Annotated in this window: 11 protein-coding genes; 6 read left to right on the forward strand and 5 right to left on the reverse strand. The window is 29.9% G+C overall.

Annotation, left to right across the window (positions count from 1 at the left end; translation table 11 throughout):
* Position 1: 1 nt before the first annotated feature.
* From V9L04_RS11125 to gldJ, 3 genes are all read right to left on the reverse strand, one after another.
* Entirely contained in the window at positions 2-565 is a 564-nt protein-coding gene (locus tag V9L04_RS11125) for a hypothetical protein (protein WP_338789870.1), read from the reverse strand.
* A 10-nt stretch (positions 566-575) separates the two neighbouring features.
* Positions 576-2,024, reverse strand: a complete 1,449-nt coding sequence (locus tag V9L04_RS11130) for a hypothetical protein (RefSeq protein ID WP_338789871.1) — start codon at positions 2,022-2,024, stop codon at positions 576-578.
* A 241-nt stretch (positions 2,025-2,265) separates the two neighbouring features.
* Complete coding sequence (gldJ, locus tag V9L04_RS11135; RefSeq protein ID WP_338789872.1) at positions 2,266-3,501, reverse strand: gliding motility lipoprotein GldJ; 1,236 nt, start codon at positions 3,499-3,501, stop codon at positions 2,266-2,268.
* A 582-nt stretch (positions 3,502-4,083) separates the two neighbouring features.
* Between gldJ and V9L04_RS11140 the strand changes: the two genes are divergently transcribed.
* Complete coding sequence (locus tag V9L04_RS11140; protein WP_338789873.1) at positions 4,084-5,604, forward strand: TolC family protein; 1,521 nt, start codon at positions 4,084-4,086, stop codon at positions 5,602-5,604.
* Here the strand turns inward: V9L04_RS11140 and V9L04_RS11145 are convergent.
* Positions 5,601-6,851 carry a hypothetical protein gene (locus V9L04_RS11145; RefSeq protein WP_338789874.1) on the reverse strand — a complete coding sequence of 417 codons (1,251 nt, stop codon included), beginning with the start codon at positions 6,849-6,851 and terminating at the stop codon, positions 5,601-5,603. The two genes, V9L04_RS11140 and V9L04_RS11145, sit on opposite strands and share 4 nt — an antisense overlap.
* A 262-nt stretch (positions 6,852-7,113) precedes the next feature.
* Between V9L04_RS11145 and V9L04_RS11150 the strand changes: the two genes are divergently transcribed.
* The 3 genes from V9L04_RS11150 (at position 7,114) to V9L04_RS11160 (ending at position 13,792) form a co-directional block, all read left to right on the forward strand.
* Complete coding sequence (locus tag V9L04_RS11150) at positions 7,114-8,010, forward strand: UbiA family prenyltransferase (protein ID WP_338789875.1); 897 nt, start codon at positions 7,114-7,116, stop codon at positions 8,008-8,010.
* Between the two features lie 135 nt (positions 8,011-8,145).
* Entirely contained in the window at positions 8,146-12,684 is a 4,539-nt protein-coding gene (locus V9L04_RS11155) for a DEAD/DEAH box helicase (RefSeq protein ID WP_338789876.1), read from the forward strand.
* Positions 12,685-12,712: 28 nt separating this feature from the next.
* A complete protein-coding gene (locus V9L04_RS11160; RefSeq protein ID WP_338789877.1) occupies positions 12,713-13,792 on the forward strand; it encodes a hypothetical protein in 1,080 nt (359 codons plus the stop codon).
* Between the two features lie 3 nt (positions 13,793-13,795).
* Here V9L04_RS11160 and V9L04_RS11165 read toward each other — a convergent pair whose 3' ends face one another.
* Entirely contained in the window at positions 13,796-14,794 is a 999-nt protein-coding gene (locus V9L04_RS11165) for an App1 family protein (protein ID WP_338789878.1), read from the reverse strand.
* Between the two features lie 87 nt (positions 14,795-14,881).
* Here V9L04_RS11165 and V9L04_RS11170 point away from each other — a divergent pair, with 87 nt between their 5' ends.
* Positions 14,882-15,799, forward strand: a complete 918-nt coding sequence (locus V9L04_RS11170) for a diacylglycerol kinase family protein (RefSeq protein WP_338789879.1) — start codon at positions 14,882-14,884, stop codon at positions 15,797-15,799.
* A gap of 381 nt (positions 15,800-16,180) precedes the next feature.
* Positions 16,181-17,491 carry a sigma-54 dependent transcriptional regulator gene (locus tag V9L04_RS11175; protein WP_338789880.1) on the forward strand — a complete coding sequence of 437 codons (1,311 nt, stop codon included), beginning with the start codon at positions 16,181-16,183 and terminating at the stop codon, positions 17,489-17,491.
* Positions 17,492-17,609: the final 118 nt, after the last annotated feature.

The following is a 17,609-nucleotide window of genomic DNA, read 5'->3' on the forward strand; positions in this document are numbered from 1 at the left end:
TTTAGTATTCTAAATGATCAGTATTTCTAAAATCAAATTGTTGTTCTTTTTCAATCTCTCCCTTTTCTGAAAATAGGTATTCATAGAATAAACTTTGAGCATTTTTTTTGCCTTTTAATACAATCTCATATTTGATAATTAGATTTTCTGTATTTTTTTTTAGCTTAAGTAACTCGGTTGAGTTTCCACTATATTGAATCTGAATTTTTTTGATTTTAAATTTTTCAAAATCAGTAGTCATTTTTTTGCAAATAGCATTTTGGATAGATAAAGGTATTTGTTGCCATTTTATTACTACTTCTATATCTTCTATATTTCCCAAAGTATCAAACTCTATACTGTACTTTTTTCCTTTTGATTTTGTCTTAGCTTCATATGTTTTTTTGTTAAAATCTTGTTCGACAAACCAGTTTATTTTTGAAGAAAAATATAAAGAATCTACAAATTTTTGAGCAGGCAAAGGAGCATTCTCTTTTTTTATTCGTTTCTCTATTTCTATTTTAGATTGTGAATAGGAACAGAAAGGGAATAGAAGTAAAATAATCAGAACTGCTTTTTGTATCATATTAATATTTTTAAATTACACTTACTGGCTTTTCTATTTTTTCAATAATAGGTTTCTGATTTTGAATACCTTGATGCTGATTAATAATTCTTTGCATACGTTTCTGACGATACCATGTATCAAATTGCTTATAAACATAAGCTGTTAATGACATTGCACCAAAGAAAATAGCGACTGTAGTATTAAAAAATAATAAACTAGTGATGATAATAAAAAGGAAGAACAAAACGCCCATATTTCTAAGAAAACTCATATACGAAATCACAGGTTTTACTTCTTTTATAAGGTCAGCAGCTTGTAAGACGAGTTGAGAAATTTTACGATTCAAGACTAATAAACGCTTATCTAACAGTGTATTATGAGGTGATTGTAGTTTGAGTATATAAACTTCTTCTTCTTTATCATTGTAAGAACGAGCAAGACGTACAGTGTTATCAATCTGTTCGGCCGTTTTACTGAACTTTAATCGTGCTGCAATTACCATCAAGAAAAACAAAGCACATAAAACAGTTTGAAACATTATCAGAACTAGTAAATGTTCTGGGTCAGTGCTAAAGATATGATATTCTTCAAGTCTTTTAAATTCAAAGACAATCAAATCAAGCATAAATTCAACAATATTATACCCAAAACGACGCATACTAACATAGTTAAGTCTATCAGTATCAGAGGCAATAATCGTTAGAAAACCTGAAAAAGTAAGCGCACCAAACATAACACTTTCCAAAATATAGGCTTCTACTCGGTTCATGAGATTTCTAACTTCCCCTTCTATTTCCAAAATTTCTGTATCATTTGTATCTATGGGATTGTTGTCTACTTCATTTATTCTACTAGCATGTAAATCAGCTTCTAAAAGTTCTGACAAATTTTCCTTTCTACGACTAGCAGCACTAATGAGAGCCTGTACAGGACGAAATTCTGAATCAGGTACACTAAAATGAGAAATAAAGTATATCCAAATACCATATATAAATAATGAAATTGCACCTACAAAACCAATTAAATTAGCTCTATATCCATCAAAAACTATTTCATCGAAGGAAGCTGAAATAACCATATAGGTAAACGTAACTACAAAAAAGAAACGCAAGAGCATAGAGAAAGAAGAGCCTACAATCTCATAATTCCGTCTTTTATAAAGCAGTTCCCAAAATTGTTTCCAAATAAGTTCAATAGAGTCTGGAATAGAATATTGTGAATCATTATTAACACGAAATACGTATTCCCTCCAAAAAACAAAGCCTAATGTAAAAGCAACAATTACTAATTGTAAAGAGAAAAAGAAAATAAGATGTGAGCCTTTTACACTTTCTCCAAAAAGTAAACGATAGCTACCCAAAGAAATCCAACGAAGCAGATAGTCAAAAGTCAAGACTTTAAGTGATAAATCAACAATATGAATTTTGTCTTCTTGTGTTTGATTATTTATCAAATTATGGGGAGTAGAGATGGGCATTTTTTATAAGAATAATATAGGACTAAAATTATAATCTATTTTTTATTATAGTCTAGCTACAAAGTAAATACCGAGAGTTAATAATCAAACCTATAACAGTATTTTTTTCGTCAAATGAATTAATTTACTAGATTAAATAAATTCATATTTAGATTAAGGTTAATCAATTCTACATAAACACACAAAAAAAGCCTTCTACTTTTAAAGTAAAAGGCTTTCAATTTTTTTGAAATTCTATATTTTAGTTATCGCTATCAGCACGAATCATTGCACAACGGAAACCGATGTGAGAAGTAGAAGAATCTTCTTCAATATAACGACGAGTACCTGGAGATAACCAGTAAGCTACATCTTTCCAAGAACCACCTTTATAAACACGTACGTGATTATTAATCAATGTTTCGAAGTTGGCAAAATCATAATCCTCAGATTTGTCTAAGAAGTCATTACGACGAATAGGGTTTAAGTCTGCGTTTGGCTCTCCACCAAAATCTTCAAATGAACCTGGACGGTAAATATCCCAAACCCATTCGTTTACGTTTCCTGCCATGTTATAAAGACCAAAGTCGTTTGGTGGATACGAATAAATCCAAGTAGTAATCATTGCACCATCATTCAATGCACCTGCAATACCTGCATAATCACCACGACCACGTTTGAAGTTAGCCAAAAATTGTCCCATTTGCTTTCCATAAGGATTACGAAGTGAGTGACCATCCCAAGGATAAAGACGAGCATAATCTTGTGCTTCATCTAAATATTGTGTTCCAATTAAGCCTTTAGCTGCATATTCCCATTCTGCCTCAGTAGGAAGACGGTAACCTGGTAAAACTACACCAGACTCTAATGGAATACGTTCACCATTTTTAGCTAATTCTTTTACATCTTTTTTGCCACTCTTCATAGCTAAGCCATTATTTACCATACTTGTACGCCAAAGTGAATAATCACTTGCTTGTTTCCAAGAAACACCCACAACTGGGAAGTAACGGAAACCTGGGTAACGTAAATAATGATCAACATAAGGATCGTTATAAGCTAATTCAGCAGACCAAACAGTTGTGTCAGGTAATGACTCTTCATAAGCTTGTTGAGAAGAATCTTGTAATAGATAGTGCATATACTCTAACCAGTGAATATTTGCAATTTCTGTTTCGTCCATATAAAAGGACTTAATAGTAACTGTATTCTCAATGTTATCAGAAGCAGTCATTTCTACATTCTCTTCGAAAGAACCCAAAATATGACGACCACCTTCAATAAATACGAGGTTAGGACCAGCAGGTTGTCCCTTAAATTTTTCTACTTTAAAGCCACCCTCTTCACCATTTGGTTTTTTCTTACCAAAGGCTACTCCTGTAGCTGTACTTTTTTTACCTGGGTCGGTACTTGTTGGTGGTTTTTTGTTACAACCTCCTAGCATTAATCCTAAAGCTAGGATAAATAATGCGCTGAACTGAAAACTCAATTTTGCCATAATGCGTGATATTATAATCTTTTTTTAATTGTATTGAATTTCTATAAAACCTTTTTCTGAAGCAGATTCAATAAAAAACAATAAATTGCTTAGTATTAGTATTTTCTAAATTGTTTTGGGAAAAGGATTATTAAAAAATAGCTACTTTCTTATAAACTAATTTTTGTAACCTAATTTTAACTTTCGTCATAATCTTGCAAATTTCAAGCAAGATTTTACTAAAACCTACTAAAACACTATGATAAAAGTTTAAAATAGTTTTTGAAAAGCTTTATTAGTAGAAGCTACAAATATACACAAAAACCATTTATATAATTTCCCTTACATCAATAATGCTTAAAATGCCATTTTATTGTGCTTATCAGACAAATTTATTCACAAATTTTAGAAAAAAAAGTTGAAATAAGAAATTCAAATCGTGATTTGAGAAACTAATTCTATTTTTAAGAAATTACAAATCATAAAATTCATATAAAAAAAGCTAATAGTAAAACTATCTTTGTAAATTTGTGTTACTACTTTTGCTTTTTGCTTATAATTCTATCAATTATTTACAAAAATATTTTACCTCATTTTCCTAAAATGAACCACTCAAACTACTTTTTTATAAAGTTACTTTTCATAACTTGTTTTTTAGGTTGCAGCCTATTTCCGTTTTCAGTTTTAAAGGCACAAGTACAAGATTCTATTCAGGTTGGAAATGTTATTCAAGACCCTTTACTTGAAATTGAAAATGTTGCCACTATTTCTGAGTTAGATATTGAAGATACACTTTCTTTGGCAGAAGTCTATGAAGTGATTTTTCAATATCATCCACTTATTCAGAAAGCAAAACTAATTCCTGCACTTGCTATGCAAGATATTAGAAAAGCAAGAGGTATGTTTGACCCAACTCTAATGGGTGAATGGACAGAAAAACAATACAAAGAAACTCAGTATTACCAAAAAATACATGCTGAAATAAAAGTACCTACTATTTTGGGTTTTGATTTAAAGGCTGGATATGAAAATAATTCGGGTAAATATTTGAGCAATGAATCAACTGTTCCCTCAGAAGGACTTTTTTATGCAGGAATCGAACTTCCTTTGCTTCGAAACCTAATTTTTGATGAGCGAAGAGCAACACTACGAAAAGCACAAGTTTTTGCAGAAATGGCTCAAGCCGATCAGCAAAAAGAAATCAATAAATTATTTTTTAGTGTAGCAAAAGCCTATTGGGAATGGTATGCAGCGTATGAGAGTTTGAAGGTAGCAGAAGAGGGAATTGAAGTAGCTGAGTTTCGATTTGAAGGTGTCAAGGATGCTTTTGAGTATGGAAAATATCGTGCTATTGATACTACAGAAGCGTTAATGGAACTTCAAAAACGAAAAGTAGAACGACTGCAAGCTCTTGTAGATTTTGAAAAAACTCGCCTTGCTCTTTCGGGTAATATTTGGTCAGAAGATGGAGAAGCACTATTTATAAAACCTACAATTGCACCTTCAAATATGGGAAGTCAGATAGAAAAGTTTGACCTTCAAAATATGTTGGCTATGGCTGCCGAATTTCATCCTGAATTATTGAAGCAAACTTTCAAACTCAATACACTTAAAATAGACAGAAAGTTATATCAATTTTCTTTGATGCCCCAATTAGATTTATCGTATAAACCTATTCTTTATCCACGGAAAGCCGATAATTTGGCTCTTACAGAGGATTATAAATTTGGTCTGAAACTCTATGCCCCTTTATTTTTAAGGAAAGAAAGAGCTAGTTTTGCTATGGCAAAAATAAAGATTCGTCAGCAAGAGTTAGATTTGAATTTTACACAAAGGGATATTCAGATTGGTGTCGAACAGGCTTATATTCAAGTTAATCGTTTGGCGCAAATGGTCGAATTACAAAAACAAAATGTTCAAAATTCCCTAATCATGCGTGATGGAGAACAAACACTTTTTCAGTTAGGAAGTAGCACTGTTTTTTTGATAAATTATAGAGAGCGTTATTATCTTGATGCCAAATTAAAGCTCATTCAATTAGAAATGAAATATGCAAAAGCAAAAGCAGAACTACTTTGGAATAGTGGGCAGAATGAATTTGTAGATTTGAGAAATCAAGATTAAAATCCACCTTTCTTCCTTTTGAATTTGCGTTTTTCTTTACGTTCTAGCTTTTTGAGTTCTCGTTTGCTCATGGCTGCTAAATCATCTAACCTTTTCTTGTGTTGGATGGCTTCTTCTAATGAAATATCTTCTTCTAAAGTATGAATTGTTCCTTTGGTTTGGATAGCAATATCCCAATATTCTGGGCGAATAGCATCAATTTCTTCTGTTCTGGCAATCAAAATATGAACAGGTATTTCAGATTCTGTAAGTTCTTCTAAAAGTTGTATATCACGCACACTCGCCATATTATCAGCAATCAAAACTAATGATTTTGCTTTTGGATAGTTTTTTTGTGCATAAATCAAGGCTTCAATGTCATTTTCAGGAAAATCGCCTCCTGTTCCTGCTGCTTTTGATTCTTCCATCATTTGCAAGGCTTCGTCAGTATTTCCTGTTTTGGTAGCATAAATTCCTCCTGTACTTCCTATTTTTTTTTCTTTATTAGGTGTATCATCGCCATCATTAAAAAAGACAAAATTTTGGATAGAAGAAGTATCACTTTGGGAATTTTTTTGATTGTGCCATAATAAAACAGGTGTCGCAAAGTGATACATACTTGCTGTCCAATCACAGACTACAACAACATCTTTCCAATCTTGACGATCAAAAACTTGATAGGTAGAATTAGGTTTTGGTTTGCCTTCTTTTATAAAAGTAGCTTCTTCAGATTCATTATTATAAGCAAAGGTTGGAACTGGAATTTCAGGATTTGGAGTATTAGGAATATTGGGAGTTTCAGGAACATTTTCTTTTTTGTTTTTTTGTTCCTCTTTCATTTTGTAGTAAACAACAAAACCGTGATATAATTCTTTTGCCTGTGAAGCTGTATTGACAACATGAGCCACAAACTCCCACTCAACATTAGTTTTAAACAATTGAGGAGCTGTTTTTTCAAGTTCTTCCAAACGAGCTAAGTTAAGTTTTCGCTGTTGAATTTCTTGAAAATTATTTGTTTTTGGATACTTTGAATACACAAGCTCTACACGATAAACCTCCACCTCATTAAGTAATTTTGAATGTGATGTATTGGTTACTGCAATTTTTCCAAAAGAAGTTGGGAATAAAAAAGTTCCTTCTACAGAAGTTGCTGGGTCATATTCTTGTGTTTCTCGTGTTTCTGCTTTCCCCATAATAAGACTTGCAGATTGGGCAAAAAGAGAAAATGAGGTAAAAGCGAAAAGGAAAAAGAAAATTATTTTTTTCATAGATGGATATATAAACAGAACCTATCTTGCGTTTTTTTAGAAACCCTTAAGGTCTTAATAATAAGAGGAGTTTTATTTTAAAACGTCTTTATTTGCTATTCCTTATTAATAGAATAGAAATTTTTAAAGTAATTATTTACAAAAATAAGCTATTCGAATGGTAAAAGACATAGTTAAAATAGAAAATCCTGCACATTTAATAGATTATAGAAAAAAAAGTACGTAATTCGTTAATTAGAAATCTAATCTTTAAACTCTATTTATGATTACTCGCTCTACTCTTCTTCATCTTCGCATTCCATTTTCTATTTTTTTGATGCCTGTTTTTTGTTTTGCAGCTAGTCAAGCTGTTCATTTAACGTGGCAAATGTATCTTATTGTGTTTGTGATTCTTCATATTTTTGTTTACCCTGCCAGTAATGGATTTAATAGTTTTTATGATAAAGATGAAGGAAGTATTGGAGGCTTGAAAAACCCACCCAAAGTAAATCAAGACTTGCTCACTACCTCACTTATTTTTGATATAATCGGACTTTTTTTTAGCTTCGTTTTTGTGAATTGGCAGTTTGCTTTACTTGTTTTTATTTATGGATTGATGTCTAAGGCATATAGCCATCCAAGTATTAGACTGAAAAAATATGCAATTGGTGGGTGGCTGACAGTCGGAATTTTTCAAGGTGCATGTACGTATTTGATGTGTGTACTTGCTTTTGAGAAGGATTTTTCAATGTCTTCTGATACTGCTTTTAATGGCTTTGAAGTGTTTTTTCAAGAAAGACATCTTTTTGCTGCTGCTCTGATTTCTGTTTTGCTTTTGGGTTCTTATCCCATGACACAGATTTATCAGCATGAAGAAGATGCAAAACGAGGCGACAAAACAATTAGTTTGCTTTTAGGCATTCGTGGAACATTTATTTTTACCATTTTATTTTTTGGAATAGCAACCATAGGGTTTTATTTTTATTTTTCTACGTATCAATATGAATTTTACTTTTGGCTTTTTCAGGCTTTTTTAGCTCCTGTGTTGCTTTATTTTGTTTATTGGACTTTTCTTTCGTGGAAAGATGCTGAACAAGCCAATTTTCAAAGAACAATGCTTTTGAATGTTTTGTCTTCGTTAAGTATGATTGCTTATTTTACGGTGATTATGTTAATTTAAGTAGCCAACACTTTCCAAAGTGTTGTAAAATATTTTTATATTGCAAAAACTCCTTTTATTTTATAATTTATTTTTATATTTTAGAAAGATAATTAAAAACAGTTAGCTTTTATAAGTTTTATCTTGTCTAAACTTATGCAAAAATATAAAAATCTTAAAGCAGGTTATATTTGTGATACCATTGCAAAAACGATTTCAGAATATAAAAAAGAATTATTAGAAAGCGACGAAAACGAACAAACTAAAAAGAGTAAACTAGGGCAAATAGATGGTTTATTAGATTATGTAAGTTGTTTTGATGTTTATTTTCCAAATGTACAGAAGGTAAATTTTGAACGATTAAATCCTGTTTTAGCAGTTTTGAATAACATTATTACTAGAGGACTTCCCACTAAAGTACCTTTATTAGTAGAAAAAATATTTGTAGAAATAGGTCTTTTGAAGGATAATGAGAAAGAATATGTATTTGATTATTCTACTTCAATAAATGAGATAGGATACGAAACCGTTTTTGATTTGCTACATATTATAGAACCTAATCTTGCTATTTCTAAAACAGAATATGGAGGTAAGGGAAGTGATTTTGAATGGAATTTTTTAAATAAAACTCTATCAGATTATCCATTTTTAAAGCAAATTTTTCAATCACAAAGAGATTTTTCTACTATAAATAAAGAAGTAAATGGAGGTAGAAGTGTAGATTTTTCTTACTCTTCACCTTATCATACTTTTGATGCAGAATTAGGAAAAAACACAAACAGAACAAGAGGTTTTATTGTAGAAGTGGATGGCTCACATCATCAAAATTACGATTATAAATTATACGATACTTACAGAGATGCAAAGGCAGAAGATGCCAATTTTGAAACCTTTAGAATTACAGAGCTACAAGGAGAAAAAACAGATTTAACACTAGAAGCCATTTTTAGCAGAGCAAGTTATCAAATTTATCAAAGTAATTATCAGATAACTATTTCTGATTTTTTAGAGGAGTATAGTCTAATTTTTATTCCTTTAGCTGTTGCAAGAATACAAAAAACGCTCATTGAATATTTTTTAGCAAATTCAGAACAACTCAATAAAAAGGAATTGAATATTGCTATTATTGAACGAGATTTTCCATGTGGTGCTTTGGCTATTGAATCTTTGAAAGAATTAATTTTAAATATAAATGGTCTTTTAGAAGAGAATGAAAAGCAACATTTTCCAAAAATTAACCTAACTACTTTTCAGAATGAGAAATATGTTTTAGATAAAAAATTACATCTTGATGCTACTCTTCAAAATGAAGCCCATTTTCAAAAAAATGATTTTGATATTATCTTAGACCATTCTATTTTAAGGCGTTCGAATGTTTATAAAGAAACTACTTTTCAGAGTAATTCAAAAGAAATCATCAAAATTCGTTCTGCCCATTTTGTAGATAACAGTTTTGGAAATGCTCGTCGAACATATTGTACTGAATTACTAAATTATAAAAAATTAGTAGAAAAACAAGATGATAGTTCATATAAATCAATAGAAGAGAGTGAAAAATATATCAATTTTTTCATTCAGACTATCTTTCGCAAAAAAGAGTTTAGAGAAGGACAGCTTCCCATTATTTCAAGAGCCTTACAGCTCAAACCTGTCATTGGATTATTACCAACAGGAGGGGGAAAATCACTTACTTTCCAACTTTCAGCATTTTTGCAACCTGCCCTTTGTGTAGTAGTCGATCCTATAAAATCATTAATGGAAGACCAAGTACGAGTTTTGAAAACCAATTGGATTGACTGTTGTGATTTTATTAATTCAAATTTATCAAGAGAAGAAAGAAAAGAGAAAGAAATAAACTTTAGATTTGGCGAAACATTATTTATGTTTATTTCTCCAGAGCGTTTTGTAATTAAAGAGTTTAGAGAGATTTTAATGACTATTCCTGCTACTCCTTTTGGGTTGTCGTTTGGCTATTGTGTAATTGATGAAGTGCATTGTGTTTCGGAATGGGGACACGACTTCAGAACTACTTATTTGATGTTAGGAAAAAATGCACAAAACTATTTACCTACCAAAAGCAAAAAACCTGTTTGTTTGATAGGACTTACTGCGACAGCTTCTTTTGATGTTTTGGCAGATATTGAAAGAGAATTAGATATTCGTCATGATGATGTTTCTAATGCAATTATTATGATAGAAAATACTATTCGTCCAGAATTATTTTTTAGAGTAATTGATGCAACAGGAAAAGATAGAATGCAAGTGCTTAACAATGATTTTGTAAATATGAAACAAAATCTTTTAGCATTAAATACAAAGGAAGTTTTAGAAAAATCTCAATTCCATCATTTTGATGAGTTTGATAAAAAGGATTTTGCAAAAGATAAAGAAAGTAATGAACTAGAATTTGAACCAAAATATAAGTATTTATTAGATAGCGAAAACCCTGAAGTAGTAAATCATAATGATTTGTGTTCTATAATATTTTGCCCTGTCAAAGCAAATAGAGATACAAGTGTAGAAGAAGTTTTTGGAGCAATACAATCTAATTCTGTAGGTTTTTTTCATGGAGTAGATTTTGAAGCAAAAGAAATACAAAAAATTGTACAAAAGCATTTTGAAGATTTTACTAATGATAGATTAAACCACATGGTTTGTACAAAAGCCTTCGGAATGGGAATTGATAAGCTGGATATTCGTTCTACTTATCATATTCTTTATTCGAGTTCTCTGGAAAGTTTTGTGCAAGAAGCAGGGAGAGCAGGGAGAGATAAAAAAATAGCACAAGCCAACGTAATTTTATCTAAAAATGTAACTTATACTCTTTCTCATTTATGTTTAAGACAAGACAGTTTTGAAGATGAAACTTTCAAACCTATTATTAATACTTTTCATAGAAAAGCAATACGAAAAAATATTATAGGCGAAAATTTTATTACAGAAGAAAGTTTGAAAGAAACTATTAATGACACTATTCAAACGCTTAAATATACTAGTGATACGCTAAAGAAAGAACTAATAGAGCGTTTGAATAAATTTATTACAAATCATTATTCTGATAGAGAAACGCATGATTATTTTTATAATAATTCATTTAAAGGGATAGATACAGAAATAAGTCAAATTTATAATTTATTCAAGTACAAAGAATTTTCTGAAAAGAAAGTAAGTAAAGTTTTGGAAGAGGAATATAATGCAATTCATCAAACAAGTTTCACTTTCAATTTTTGGAAAAGAAACGGTAATTATAGATTATACATAGCATCTGAACAGGGAGAAAGTTTAGGTTATCTAAATTTAGTAACTGTAGGAGGATCTATACATTACAGTCAAGATGATATTCTTTTAAACGATATTCTTAATTTTATCAAAAGTAAAAATGTAGAAGCATTGCCTTTGTTTTCATTTATAGACAGAAAAGAACAGCATCATATAGAAAAACAAGATCCCTTGATAGAAGAGTTTAATAAAGCAGAGGATAGTACGTTCAAATTTTTTATTGGGAAAGAAAAAAAGTATTCAGATGTAGAAATAGAAATTTGTAAACTCATAGAGGTAAACCCAGAAAAAGAAATTAAACCTCCTAATTTTATGATGAAGTATAGCGAAGGAGTGAAAAAAGCTATGAATAATTCAGCCGACTTTGAAGACTTTATACTTCTTTTAAGGGAAGTGGGAGATGATGTAAGAGATACTGCTTTACAAGAGAAAAAACGAAGATTAAGATTTCTTTATAATAGAGATAGAACAGAACTAAGCAACGATACAGGAAGACTTATCTACAGAATGTATTGTGCAGGTTTTTTGAGTGATTACACAATAGACTATCAAAAAAATAGTTTGTCTGAATGCACTTTTAATAAATACAATTCTATAAATAATTATATTGATAAGATAGAGATTTACTTAAAAAAATATTTTTCTGAAAGCGAAGTTTCGAAGCAAATTAAAGCATTAAATGAGAGATGCAGTAAAGAAACAATAGTTGAGAATATAATGGAATGTTTGTACTTTTTATCTGAATTTTCATATAAAGAAATAGCTAGTAAAAAAGAAAGAGCAATTTCAGAAGTAGAAAGCATTTTAAACGAAACTATTACAGTTGAGAAATATAAACTTGATTGGTTTGAACAAAACAAACACATCAAAGAACAAATCTATTTTTATTTTAATGCAAAATATGCTCGTCGTGATTTCAAAATTGAAGGAAAACCGTTTTCTTTATTATACGATTATAAAAATAGGGAAAAAGAACAGACCTTGAATGAAGACGAAATTCTAACAAAATATTTAGATGTTTTAGCACTGCAAGGAACTCCACAAAATAACTACAAACATTTAATAGGTTCGTGTAAGAAAATTTTGAGGTCGCTTACTCAAACAGATTTAGAAAAAGAGTGGGTTTTACGTCTATTAAAAGCCTTTTCTATGTATTGTGTCAATAATACGTCTTATATTTCAGAAGCTAATGGAGATTTAGAACAAGGTTTCAGAAAGTTCTACAAAGATGAAAATTTTCATCAAAACGATTTTATAAAAGTAGAAAAAATATTTAATGAATATTTTAATAGACTTGAAGAAAACATTTTACTAGATAATCCTTCTTTTAAAGATATTAAACTTATTCGTCTTAATTTATTATTAGAACTTCAATCTTTAGAAATAGAAAAAATGCTTTCTATTGATTTATCCTAACTCACAAACTCATTAAACTACTATTCTTATGCCTAAAAATTATGACCAAATTATTGAGCAATCGCATCTGAACATAACAGCTTTAAGTAAAAAAATAAAAGAGCTAGATAAATTCCAAGAAAAACTAGACAAATCACAGAAACAGATAACAGATTTAGCCAATCAAAATATAGAAATTCCTTTGTATTTTAATAATTTGTTTGAGGAAATAATGGAGATTTCTATTCAATATACAGAATCATTAGGTAAGGCAAGTGAAAAATATTTAGATGGAAATAACAAGATTTTTGTAAATAAAATAACAGATTTTGAAACAAGATTAGCAGAATTTAAAGAGCAAATTATACGATTATCGAAAGCTGATTTTAATGTTTTATTTGAAGAGTTACAAAAAGAGTTTATCTCACAATCTAAAAAAGATTTAGAGCTTGAATATAAAAAAATAGATGTTAAAACTGATGCTATTGCAAAAACAGCAAATTCTTATTTAGAAAAAATTAATACTTCTCTTACTGAAAAAACAACAGCATTTGAGGGAAAAATACAAGAATTCAAAATCCAAATTTCAAGATTATCAGATACGGATTTTAATATTTTGTTTGAAGGATTGCAAAAAGAATTTATTCTGCAAACGCAAAAAGATTTACAAGTTGAGTATATAAAATTAGCAACTAGAACAGAGGATTTACAAAGAGTCATTTCAAATCTTTCTAATCAGGCTAACCGTTTTGAGGAAATTGATTTTACAAAACAATTCAAAGAAGTTCATGAAAAACTAGCTAATATTCATACTTCTACAAATGAAATTAGTTCAAGTTTAGAAATATTAAGTCAAAAGTCAAATAATATTTATCAATCTGTTAGAGAAATAAAAAATAGTGTACAGGAAAATCATGAATTAGTTTTAGATAGAATAAAAGAACAAAGAGAATCTTTAAGACAACAAAATGAAAAATTACAAGAACATTTTGAGCCTCTAAATAAGAAAATAGAAGGACTAGAAAAACAAAATAAAATGTTAGAATCTAATTTAGCTATAAATACAATTCTCACAGGTGTAGGGATTGTAATAGTTATTGGATTACTGATTTTTTCAGTAGTAAAATAAAACTTAAACAATACCAATTTCCCTAGAATGTAACATTGCTTTTTCACTTTTGATAAAATAACATGTCTTTACATTGAGATTTTCCATATTCTGAAGGATTTTTTGTGTACTACTTTTTTGCTTCTTTTCAGTCTGACGAATATAAATTGCTTTTATACTTTGAGGAAAAGTCTTACAAATTTCCTCATAAATAGTAGGGTCTGCTTGAGAATCATCTCCTAAAAGAACAAAGCGAAGATGTGGATAAAACTCTATAATATCTTTTATTTTATCAAATTTATGATGATGTCCTCCTCTTCCTGTAAAAAGAAAATCTGAAAGATTAGTTTTGATGCTTTTTAGTTTAATGACAGCTTTAGGTAAATTTTGAATTTGGGTAAAACGTTCAATAAAATTATATAAATTCCACTCACTACTAGAAACATAAAAAAAAGTATTTGTTTCTCCTTTTTCTTGGTTGGCTTTACTAAGCAACTCATAATGTGATGTTACATCTTCAAATACTTTTCGGTCATTTACATTTCTCCATAACAAAACATATAATTTTTTTAATAAATTATTGGTATGAGAAATCAAAAAAGTATCATCAATGTCTGAAATAAAAGCTAACTTTCCATCATAAGGATGCAAAATTTCAGTAGTTCTTTTTATGCTTTTGCCTTCATGATTTAATTCTACTTCTATTTTATTCCAACCATTTTTAAAATGGTCATCAGAAAAATGGTTTAAAGGAATAGAAAAACGAAAATATCCATCTTTGAGCGTTTTGCTATGTATTTTTTTGTTATTATAATGAAGATACACATCTGCATTCGAAATGGTTTTTCTTCTGAAAGTACGAAGAACAGAATAAGCATGTTTGAATTTTGTTTTTTCACTCAACGGAACAGGCGATTTTTTGAAAACATGTCCAAAAACAACCAATAACTTGTCACTGGCATAGCCTCTATATAATTTTATATCAGCTTTTAGATTATCTTTTCTTATAATATTTGAACTCATAGAAGTTTTTTTAATTAATTTCTTTTCTGACATAACAAGCAAATCAAAATCTAGTTTGATATAAACAACTAAAACTCACATAAACCCATGAAAAATAAAAACGATAATTTCATTTTTTTAGTCATAAACCCTCTAGCAGGAGGAACAGATAAGAAAAATGAAAAGTATATAATAAAAGAATATATAGAAAACAAAGGATATAATTTTGTCTATTATGAAACAACAGGAAATAAAGAAGAACCTTCTGATGAGACAGAAATAAAAAAACTATATACTAAGTACAAACCTAAAAAAGTAGTAATTGGAGGAGGAGATGGAACAATCAAATTCGTTTTTGAAACACTTTTTAAAGAAGACATTATTTTTGGGATTTTACCAATGGGTTCTGCCAATGGATTAGCCAAGGATTTGGATTTGCCCAACGACTTAGAAACCTGTTTAGAAATTGCTCTACAAGATAATTTTAAAGAGGTGGATAGCATTTCAATCAACAAGATGAAGAGTTTTCATTTGAGCGATTTGGGACTCAATGCTGAACTTATTAAAAACTATCACGATAGCAAAATACATGGAAAACTAGGTTATTTTTTACAAATGTTTCCTACCATTTTAGAAAACAAAGAACCTTTTAATGCTACTATTTCTACTCCAGATACACAAATTGAAACGCAAGCAAAAGTAATTTTGATAGCCAATTCAAGTAAATATGGAACAGGTGTAGTTGTAAATCCACTAGGGAAAGTAGATGATGATGTCTTTGAAATTGTTATTTTTAGAAGTTTAGAACTATCTCTTATATTGAAAATATTATTTGGTAATCTGCCTTTAGAAGATGATGCTATCGAAATTATAAGAACAAAAAAAGCACTTATTCAAACAGATTATCCAATTAGCTTTCAAATTGATGGGGAATTTTGTGGAGAAGTAAAACAATTAGATATAGAGATGGAAAAACAGAAAATTAAAATTGCTACACCTAAATTAACTTCTAATACACGTAAGTAGTCAGAAAAAATAAAAGACTAATTAGCAAGTGATTTGTAGTATGAAATACAAGGTGAGTATACTAAAAAATACTTCTTTTTATTATTATGAATAATTAAAATACAGTAATATATTATCCTGTAATTATCAGAGTAATCCTAAAACCAACAGCTCAGCGAAGCCAAATCACTCGCTAATTATTCTAATTATTCATTTTTTTTAAGTCACCACTATTCACTAAACTCATTTTTAACTGACTTTTTGACATATTTTTTGAATAACAATTCAATTCTTTACGTATCTTTGAAGCATATTTGCAATTGTGTTATTATTATTTTACATAATTGATATTTTTTCAATAAGAAATAGTTTTTTCCTGCTAAAAACACGTAAACCTTGACTATGATAGATGTTCAGCCCATAAAATTACGTTTCGGAATTATTGGTCATTCTCCTTTGCTCAATCATGCCATAAAAGTCGCTGCACAAGTTGCCAATACAGATATGAGCGTTTTGATTACAGGCGAAAGTGGAACAGGAAAGGAGTCGTTTTCTAAAATCATTCATCAACTCAGTACACGCAAACATTCTACTTTTATTGCCATTAACTGTGGAGCAATTCCTGAAGGAACAATCAATTCTGAACTTTTTGGACACGAAAAAGGCTCTTTTACAGGGGCAGCAGGAACACGAAAAGGATATTTTGAAGAAGCTGACGGAGGAACAATTTTTTTAGATGAAATTGGAGAAATGCCTCTTGATACACAAGCAATGCTTTTAAGAGTTTTAGAAAATGGAGAGTTTATAAAAGTGGGTTCTTCAAAACCTCAAAAGACAGATGTTAGGGTGGTGGCAGCTACAAATGTACGCTTGGTTCAGGCTGTTGAAGAAGGAAAATTTAGAGAAGATTTATATTATCGTCTCAATACTGTTCCAATTTTTGTTCCTCCTCTAAGAGATAGAGAAGATGATGTGGAGCTTCTTTTTCGCAAGTTTGCAGGTGATTTTTCAGAGCGTTATCGTAGCAAACCAATTATTTTGGATGAAGATGCCAAACAAATTTTGCTTTCTTATCCCTTTCCTGGAAATGTTCGTCAGCTCAAAAATTTGGTAGAACAAATGTCTGTTTTAGAAGGTGATAATAGGAATATTGATGCAGAAATATTGAAAAATTATTTGCCAAAAAATGCTCCAAGAGCAAATACACTTCCAGCACTTTCGGGAAGTGAGCAAGCAAAAGATAACTTTTCAGAGCGAGATTTATTGTATAAAATATTGTTTGATATGCGTAGAGATGTGACCGAACTCAAACAACTCGTTTTGAATATTTTGGAAGGACAAGGAAGTGCAGGAATGTTGCAAAAATACGAACATCTTTTCGATGATGTAGCTAAGAATAGTGAATCTTATGCCGATAAAAATTCTAATTTGCCTTTGTATCTCAATCCCTCCAATCCAAATTCTGCTAATTACAATCAGGTTGAAGATGAACAAGATGATGCTGCCATAGAATATGCTAAAGAAGTAGAAGATTACAACGAACCAGAGGAAGAGCCAGAAGAGGAAACACTTTCTTTAGAGAAAAAAGAAAAAGAAATGATTATTAAGGCATTAGATAAAAATAATAATCGTAGAAAATATGCAGCACAAGATTTAGGAATTTCGGAGCGTACTTTATATAGAAAAATAAAACAATACGAACTGGATAAATAAACAATAGTTAATTGTGAGTTATTAATGGTTAATTGAATTTCTAGACTGAAATAAAATAGATAATTTTGTGTTTTAACAAGAGCAAAACTCATTAACAACAAAGTATCAACACTGGTTA

Origin of the sequence: Bernardetia sp. MNP-M8 (assembly GCF_037126285.1) — a bacterium.
GTDB lineage: Bacteria > Bacteroidota > Bacteroidia > Cytophagales > Bernardetiaceae > Bernardetia.